The sequence below is a fragment of the Thiocystis minor genome, assembly GCF_016653465.1.
Classification (GTDB): Bacteria; Pseudomonadota; Gammaproteobacteria; order Chromatiales; family Chromatiaceae; genus Chromatium; species Chromatium minus.
Genome location: NZ_NHSQ01000096.1, coordinates 1 through 7260 on the forward strand (window position 1 = coordinate 1; position 7260 = coordinate 7260).

8 protein-coding genes are annotated in these 7260 nt (G+C 62.2%); all 8 read right to left on the bottom strand.

Going from position 1 to position 7260, the window contains the following annotated elements; translation table 11 throughout:
• Positions 1 to 949, bottom strand: a 949-nt coding sequence (locus CCR95_RS14285; RefSeq protein ID WP_201095588.1) for an Hpt domain-containing protein, incomplete at its 3' end; no start/stop codon positions are given.
• 67 nt (positions 950 to 1016) lie between these two features.
• Complete coding sequence (locus tag CCR95_RS14290) at positions 1017 to 2021, bottom strand: GGDEF domain-containing protein (RefSeq protein WP_201095592.1); 1005 nt, start codon at positions 2019 to 2021, stop codon at positions 1017 to 1019.
• Positions 2021 to 2635, bottom strand: coding sequence for a chemotaxis protein CheX (locus tag CCR95_RS14295; protein WP_201095594.1), 615 nt, complete (start codon positions 2633 to 2635; stop codon positions 2021 to 2023). The genes CCR95_RS14290 and CCR95_RS14295 overlap by 1 nt, the downstream gene beginning before the upstream one ends.
• A 4-nt stretch (positions 2636 to 2639) precedes the next feature.
• On the bottom strand, positions 2640 to 2987 hold the full coding sequence (locus CCR95_RS14300; RefSeq protein ID WP_242523255.1) for a response regulator transcription factor: 348 nt from the start codon (positions 2985 to 2987) through the stop codon (positions 2640 to 2642).
• Between the two features lie 14 nt (positions 2988 to 3001).
• On the bottom strand, positions 3002 to 3328 hold the full coding sequence (locus CCR95_RS14305) for a DMT family transporter (RefSeq protein ID WP_201095598.1): 327 nt from the start codon (positions 3326 to 3328) through the stop codon (positions 3002 to 3004).
• Between the two features lie 193 nt (positions 3329 to 3521).
• Positions 3522 to 4079: a chemotaxis protein CheW gene (locus tag CCR95_RS14310; RefSeq protein WP_201095600.1), complete on the bottom strand. Its 558-nt coding sequence runs from the start codon at positions 4077 to 4079 to the stop codon at positions 3522 to 3524.
• A gap of 12 nt (positions 4080 to 4091) precedes the next feature.
• Positions 4092 to 6050, bottom strand: a complete 1959-nt coding sequence (locus CCR95_RS14315; RefSeq protein ID WP_201095601.1) for a HAMP domain-containing methyl-accepting chemotaxis protein — start codon at positions 6048 to 6050, stop codon at positions 4092 to 4094.
• Between the two features lie 37 nt (positions 6051 to 6087).
• The coding region (locus CCR95_RS14320) for a chemotaxis protein CheA (RefSeq protein ID WP_201095603.1) at positions 6088 to 7260 on the bottom strand (1173 nt) is incomplete at its 5' end.

Genomic DNA, 7260 nt, shown 5'->3' on the forward strand with positions numbered 1-7260 from the left:
CGACGCCGTCGACCACTTCGGTCATGTCCTCGATGCCGGCGCGCTGGACCATGACGCGGATCGCGGCGCTGCTGGTGACCAGCTCGCCGACCAGGTCGATCAGATGGCCGAGCCGCTGGGCGTCGACGCGGATCTGGCGCGTTTCTTCCTGGCGGCGGTGACGCACAGCCTCCTGGGTTCTTGCGGCTTGCCCGACCACATCTGGCGTAGCGACCCCCTGCTCGACCAGGATCTCGCCCAGACGCCGCTTGACCGGAGGGCCCTCCGACATCGTCGATCCCTGGTCGGCGCTTTTCTGAATCCGCAGTGCGCGCGTCAGCTCATGTGGGGTCAGTGCACCGACCGAGACCAGCAGATCACCGATACAACCCACTTGTTCGTCGGGCGGCATCGCCAGCAGTTCGAGATAGCGGGTATACGCCGAACCGGATTCCAGAATGCGCTGCTCGCTACACTCATCGGTAGATGCCAGGGCTTCGGTACGGGTTTGGGTCATGGCTGGAGCGAGGCTCATCGCACCGCCGGTGTCCGAAGCAAACTCGCGGGGCTTCTCGATTCGGGCCAGCAGAGCCGCGCCCGCGCGGCCCAGAGCCTCGTCCAGCGGCGCATCGCCCTCGACATCGGCCAGAATGAAATCGACCAAACGCGCCGTATGGTCACGGCATTCGAACAGGGTCGCGATCAGTGACGCGGTCAGGATCCTGCGGCCGGTCCGGAGCTTGTCCATCAGGGTCTCGACCGCGTGAGTAAAGTTCACCACGGGCGTATAACCAAAGACACCAGCCATGCTCTTGATCGTGTGCATGGCCCGGAAGACCGCGTTCAGCGATTCGTGATCGTCTGGATCGCCTTCAAGCGCGAGGAGCGCGTCCTCCATCGACTGGAGTAAGTCCGTTGCCTCTTCCGTGAATGCCAGAAGAAAGGACTGCCGTTCGTCGTCCAGGATCATACCGGACCATCCACCGCCGAGTCGGCGGAATGGCCAGCGGAAACCTGTTCGCGCGCTAACAAACCGATTACCTCCGTGACGACGGCACGGCAATCGGTCCCAGGGGATGAGGACAGACAGGCACGACATGGAGATCCGCGCCGATATACACGCATCGATTTCGCCCCTCATCCTTGGCCTGGTAGAGCGCCTGATCGGCCTGACTGATCAAGTCGCTGGGCGAATGCTCGCCCTCCGGGACCATGGCGCTAACGCCGATGCTCACGGTGACCAGCTTGCCAACGCGCGAATTCGGGTGCGGCAACCCGAGACCCTCGACCAGCAGACGCAGGCGTTCCGCGATGGTGCAGGCAAGGTCTCGATCCGCCTCGGGAAGCGGCAGGGCGAACTCCTCGCCGCCATAGCGCGAGAGAGAATCGCCCCGCTGGCGCAGCCCCTCCCGCAGGGCCGTCGCGACCTGAATCAGGCACTCATCGCCCTTGAGATGACCAAGGCAATCGTTGTAAGCCTTGAAGTCATCGATATCGATCATCAGCAAGGCCAAGGGGCATTGCTTGTTCTGGGCATCGCTGAACGATAACGACAGGTCATGGTCGAAGCGGCGGCGATTGCCCACTCCGGTGAGCGCATCGCGATAGGTCGTCGCGATCAACTGCGTGGATTGGGCACGCAGCCGACGTTCCCGACGCACCATGGCGGTCATGTCCTGAATCTGAATCAGACAGGCGCAGGACGCTTCACTCATGGGCGTGACATAGATCAGCGGCTGCATCCGCCGGACGAGCCGGCGATCTCCCGGTTGATGGTCGAGCGGCAGAACGGCGGCATTCAATCCGGGCGCCAGCATCGACGACAGCCGGAAACGTAAGGCTTGCTCGATCGCGTCCAGAAACCGGGTGTGCTGCGCATCGGGGAACACCTCATCGAGGCGTTTGGCGGCCACCTCGCTCAAGGTCAACCGACTATGCCGGACCATCCAGGCGTTCCAGGCGAGAACGCGTCCCTGGCGATCAAGCAAGATGATGCCTGCCTGCAGGTGATCGAGAAGTTGCTGACTGAATTCGCGGTGCATCAGGCGAGCCCAACCCGCGTCAGGTAGGCGTCGACGCACTCCCGCAAGACGGACAGGGAGCTGACGCTGAGCAGGAAAATCAAATGGCCCTGAATCCGTTCCTGGCGCATGGTCAGATGGATTTGCAGCAGCAGGACAATCCGATCCCCTTCAAGGTCGAGGAGCGGCAGCGAATCGGTATCGCTGAAGTAATGCATCGGCAGCCCCCCCTGGAATTCGACACCGAACTCATCGGCCAGGGCACTGATACAGGCATTGAGGATGATATTGCCGATTTCGCACATCGCCTCCTGCTCGAACTCGGACAGCTCTTCCGGAGACATATCGGGATCGAGCATCTGACTGATGATCGCCAGGGCATTGCGTTCCGGAAAGAGCAGAATGGCCTGCGCATCGAAGGGGCCGGCGAAGTCGATCGTCACCAGACTCAGTTGTCTGAACTCCGACCCAAGCAGGGTCGTAACGACATCGGCGGGCTTGACCAGCGTTACGACTGGAGTGGACAGTTCAACCTCGTCCTGAACCATAAGGCTCAGACTGCGCGCAGCCCGCCCAACGCCAAGATTGAACAATTCTCGCAGCGCGTCGTACTGCAGCTCGTTGAGTTGGAACACCGGATTACTCCTCGAACAGCCCCACCATCTCGGTGATCGTCTCTGGGGTAATCGGCTTGGCGACAAACTTGACGCCGGCTTTCTCGGCGGTCTTGCGCACTGCGTCCTGGATGTTGGCCGTGCAGATGACGATACGGATCTCCGGGTAATGCAGACGGATGCGGCCGGCGACTTCCAGGCCACTCATGCCGGGCATGTTGATATCCAGACTGACGAAAGCGGGTGGCTCCTCCCCGATCATCGCCAGGGCATCGGCGCCGTTCGCAGCCTCAGCGATGCGCCAGTCGGGGCGCAGCTCACGGATGAGCTTGCCGATCATCAGGCGGGCCATCTTGCTGTCATCGACGATCAAAAGGAGAGAGTGATTCAATGTTTTTCGCCACCGAGAAGGAGCCCCACCACACCGGCAATGATCAATAGGAGGCTGATGAACTTGAGAGCGGTTGCCGGCTCACGAAAATACAGGATACCGATGGCGGCAATCAGGGCGGTGCCAACACCCGACCACACGGCATAGGCGACGCTCACGTCGATTTTCTTCAACGCAAAGGTCAGTGCGACAAACGAGGCCGCATAAAACACAAACAGCAGCACCGAGGGAATCAGCTTGGTGAAACTCGCGGAGAGCTTCATGGCGGTCGTGCCCGCCACCTCAAGGGCGATTGCGCCAGCCAGGAAAAACCAGTGTTGCATGCACGCTTACTCGTTGGTTTAAGGCGATTTTCGGAACACGCCATCTCCTTCGCCGACCTTGCGGGAGCAGGTTGCGAACCCACCACGACTGTCGGCAATCGAGATTCCGCGACCTTGCTGGCAAGGTTATTTCAAAAAATCGCCGCCTCGTCAGCCGGATGATATTCGGTTGACGATCGCCAACACAACGTCACTAAGTATCCGCATCCGGAGTATGCGGGGCAGCCTCGTCGCTCAGTCGACGCAGTGCCGCCAACTCCTGAACCGACAGGACGTGATCGACACTCAGGATGATAACAAACACATCGTCGACCCGCCCCATCGCCTCGATAAAGTCAGTGCGGATCTCGGAACCGAACTCGGGCGGCGGCTTCACGTCCTCGGGGGGGATATCGAGGATGTTCTTGACTTCGTCGACCAGCATCCCCAGCACATGCCCCTCGTCGCCGACCTGGACCTCGACCAGGACCACGCAACTGCGCTTGGTCAGGGTTAGCGGGCCGCGCCCCAGCCGCGCGCCCAGATCGATGACCGGCACCACGCTGCCGCGCAGATTGATGACGCCGCGAATATAGTCCGGCGTCATCGGCACCCGCGTCACCTGCGGGGTCTCGATGATTTCCTTGACCGCGTTGATCGACATCGCCAGGCGCTCATCGGACACCGAAAAGGTCAGGTACTGGGTCACCTCATCGGCGGCGTCGCCGCGGCTCGCGCCGGCCGTCTGTTTGCTCACCACGAGTTCTCCCATGTCAGCCTCCGGTCAAAACCGCTCGAAGTCCTTGTGGGCAAAGTCCGCGTCGACCGAGGTGTCGGCGAAGTCCTCGTCCACATGGCTGTTCCGCTGCGGCGCGCGCGTCTTGGTGGCAGGTCTTGACTTGGTCCGCCCGCTGGACGCTCCGGTGCGGAAGAACGACATGGTCTCCTGCAACTGGCTGGCCTGACCGCTGAGTTCTTCCGCCGTCGCCGCCAGCTCCTCGGAGGAGGAGGCGTTCTGCTGGGTGGCCTTGTCGAGCTGGCTCATGGCCTCGTTGATCTGACTGATGCCGGTCGCCTGTTCGCCCGAGGCGGCGGTGATTTCCTCGACCAGATCGGCGGTCTTGACGATATTGGGCACCATCTGTTCGAGCAGCTTGCCGGCCTCCTCGGCGATCGAGACGCTGCTGGTGGCCAGTTGGTTGATCTCCTGGGCGGTGACGCCGCTGTTTTCGGCCAGCTTGCGGACCTCGGCCGCGACCACGGTAAAACCCTTGCCGTGCTCGCCGGCGCGCGCCGCCTCAATGGCGGCATTGAGCGCGAGCAGGTTGGTCTTGTAGGCGATGTCCTCGATCAGCCCGATCTTGCTGGCGATCTCCTTCATAGCACTGACCGTACGCTTGACCGCTTCGCCGCCGCGCCGTGCCTCTTCCGCCGAACTCTTGGCGATGCCGTTGGTGACCCGCGCGTTCTCGGTATTCTGCTGCACCGAGGCGTTGAGTTGCTCGATGCTGGCGGTGGTCTCCTCGACGCTCGACGCCTGCTCGGTGGCGCCCTGACTCAGCGATTGTGCGGTGGAACTCACCTCGCTGGAGGCCGAGGACAGATTGTCGGCCCCCACCCGCACCTCGCCCACGATCTGGCGCAGGCGCTCGACCATGCCGTGCATGTCCTTGTAGACACCGCGCAGATTGGTCTGATCGAACTCGATCGCCAGATCGCCGACCGCAACCTTGCGAGTCACCTCGGCAATGATCGCAGGATCCTTACCCAATTGGCCCATGACGGCGCGAATGATCAGCCACGCAATGCCCACGCCCAACAACAGCGCAATGGCCGACAGGATCGAAATCATCAGGATGGCGCGGTCGTTGGATGCCTGCACTTGGGGTCCGATGACATCCTGCTCCTGCTTATAGGACAGCTTGACCTCGTCGATATCGGCGGCAAACTTAGGCCCCAGGACATCGATCGTCTCGGTCACGAGACGATTGCGATCCTTGACCAGTTGCACCGCACGATCAAAGGCCGTCTTGTATTCGGACTTATAGCGCACCGCCTCGTCGAGCCAGGAGCGACGCTGAGGATTCTGCAGGGTGGCGCCCATCTCGCTCAATTGAGTATCGAGATCGGCCCATTCTTTATTGACCCGATCGACCGAGGGCTGATCGTTGTCGCTCAGGAACCGGCGCACATAGAGTCGCGCCAGCAACAGGCTGCGCAGACCCCGCGCCGATGCCAGAACCGCCTCGCTGTCGGCGTCCTGGTTCGCGCTCTCCAGGATCTTGGTCAACCGCTGCTCGATCTCGCGACCCGTGGTCGACAGGACTTCGACATCGAGACGGTCGGCCTCGCGCGTGTGCGCGACCACGTCCTCGAACGCCTTGGCGTAGGTCTCGATATTGGTGCCGGAGGTATTCAGCAACCCAAGCCGCTCGGGATCCCGAATGATAGCGGCCATCTCTTTGAGAATCACATTCGTGGCGTCCAGGTATTTCTGGAACTCCTTTTCGTCCTTGTCGCTGTGGCTCTTGAGGTATTTTATCACCTGCATCCGACCCATCAGCATATTGGCCTGCATTTCGCCCAGGCGGTTGGCCCTGATCGCCTTTTCGCGATAGGAGGCGAACCCAGTGGAGGCGCCGTCAATCGCGATGAAGGACAGGACGCTCATCACGATCAGCAGGAACAGCACGGTGCCAAAACCGAGGATCAGTTTTTTGGCCATCGTCATGGAATGAAACATCAGACGCTCCTATTGAGTCCGTTTATTTATTACAAGATCAACGATTCGATGAATGTTTTGCGGCGGCCTGCCGACCGCCCTGCCCGATGGCGGCCAACTCCGCCACATCGAGAATCAGCGCGATGTCCCCGGTGCCGAGAATGGTCGCGCCGGCCACCCCGCGCAGGCGCTCGAACAGCTTGCCGAGCGGTTTGATGACGGTCTGCAATTCGCCCAGCAGGGTGTCGACCACCAGCCCGACCTTGTGATGACCGAAGCGCACCACGACCAGGCTCTCGCGCTGGCCCGCCGCGCGCGCGCCGGCATTCTGAAAGAGGTCGGTGAGCCGGATGAAGGGCAGCACTTCGCCGCGCAGGTTGATGTAGTGCTCGCCGTGACGCTGGAGGGTGTCGAGGGCGCTCAGCTCGACGCATTCGGCGACCTGCGCGAGCGGGATGACGTATTGGTCGCGCCCGGCGCCGACCAGAAAGCCTTCGATGATGGCGAGCGTGAGCGGCAGGACGATGGTGACTTTGGTGCCTTCGCCCAGGACGCTGTCGAGTTCGACCGTGCCGCGCAGCGCCTCGATGTTGCGCCGCACCACGTCCATGCCGACCCCGCGCCCGGACAGATTGGTGGCCTGGTCCTTGGTGGAGAGGCCGGGGGCGAAGATGAGGCGCAGGGTGTCGTCGCGGCTGAGCAGCTCCTCGGGTTTGACCAGTCCCTTGGCCTCGGCCTTGGCGCGGATGCGCGCGGGGTCGAGGCCGGCGCCGTCGTCTTCGATTTCGATGACGATGTGCCCGGAGTCGTGGTAGGCGTTCAGGCGCACGGTACCGGTGGCGGGCTTGCCCTGGGACTGGCGGACCGCGGGCGACTCGATGCCGTGATCGAGGGCGTTGCGGATGAGGTGGGTGAGCGGGTCGGTGATCTTTTCGACCACGGTTTTGTCGAGTTCGGTCTCGCCGCCGGTGATGACGAGTTCGATGGATTTGCCGAGTTCCTGGCTGGCGTCGCGCACCACGCGCCGGAACCGCGAGAGGCTGTCGCCGATCGGCACCATGCGCAGTTGCAGGGCGTTGTCGCGGATCTCGGACACCAGATAGTCGACGCCGTCGACCACTTCGGTCATGTCCTCGATGCCGGCGCGCTGGACCATGACGCGGATCGCGGCGCTGCTGGTGACCAGCTCGCCGACCAGGTCGATCAGATGGCCGAGCCGCTGGGCGTCGAC

Excerpts from the sequence above, each read along its gene's own strand:
- CCR95_RS14305 (WP_201095598.1), bottom strand. The coding sequence starts at position 3,328 with ATGCAACACTGGTTTTTCCTGGCTGGCGCAATCGCCCTTGAGGTGGCG.
- CCR95_RS14315 (WP_201095601.1), bottom strand. The coding sequence starts at position 6,050 with ATGTTTCATTCCATGACGATGGCCAAAAAACTGATCCTCGGTTTTGGC.
- CCR95_RS14310 (WP_201095600.1), bottom strand. The coding sequence starts at position 4,079 with ATGGGAGAACTCGTGGTGAGCAAACAGACGGCCGGCGCGAGCCGCGGC.
- CCR95_RS14290 (WP_201095592.1), bottom strand. The coding sequence starts at position 2,021 with ATGCACCGCGAATTCAGTCAGCAACTTCTCGATCACCTGCAGGCAGGC.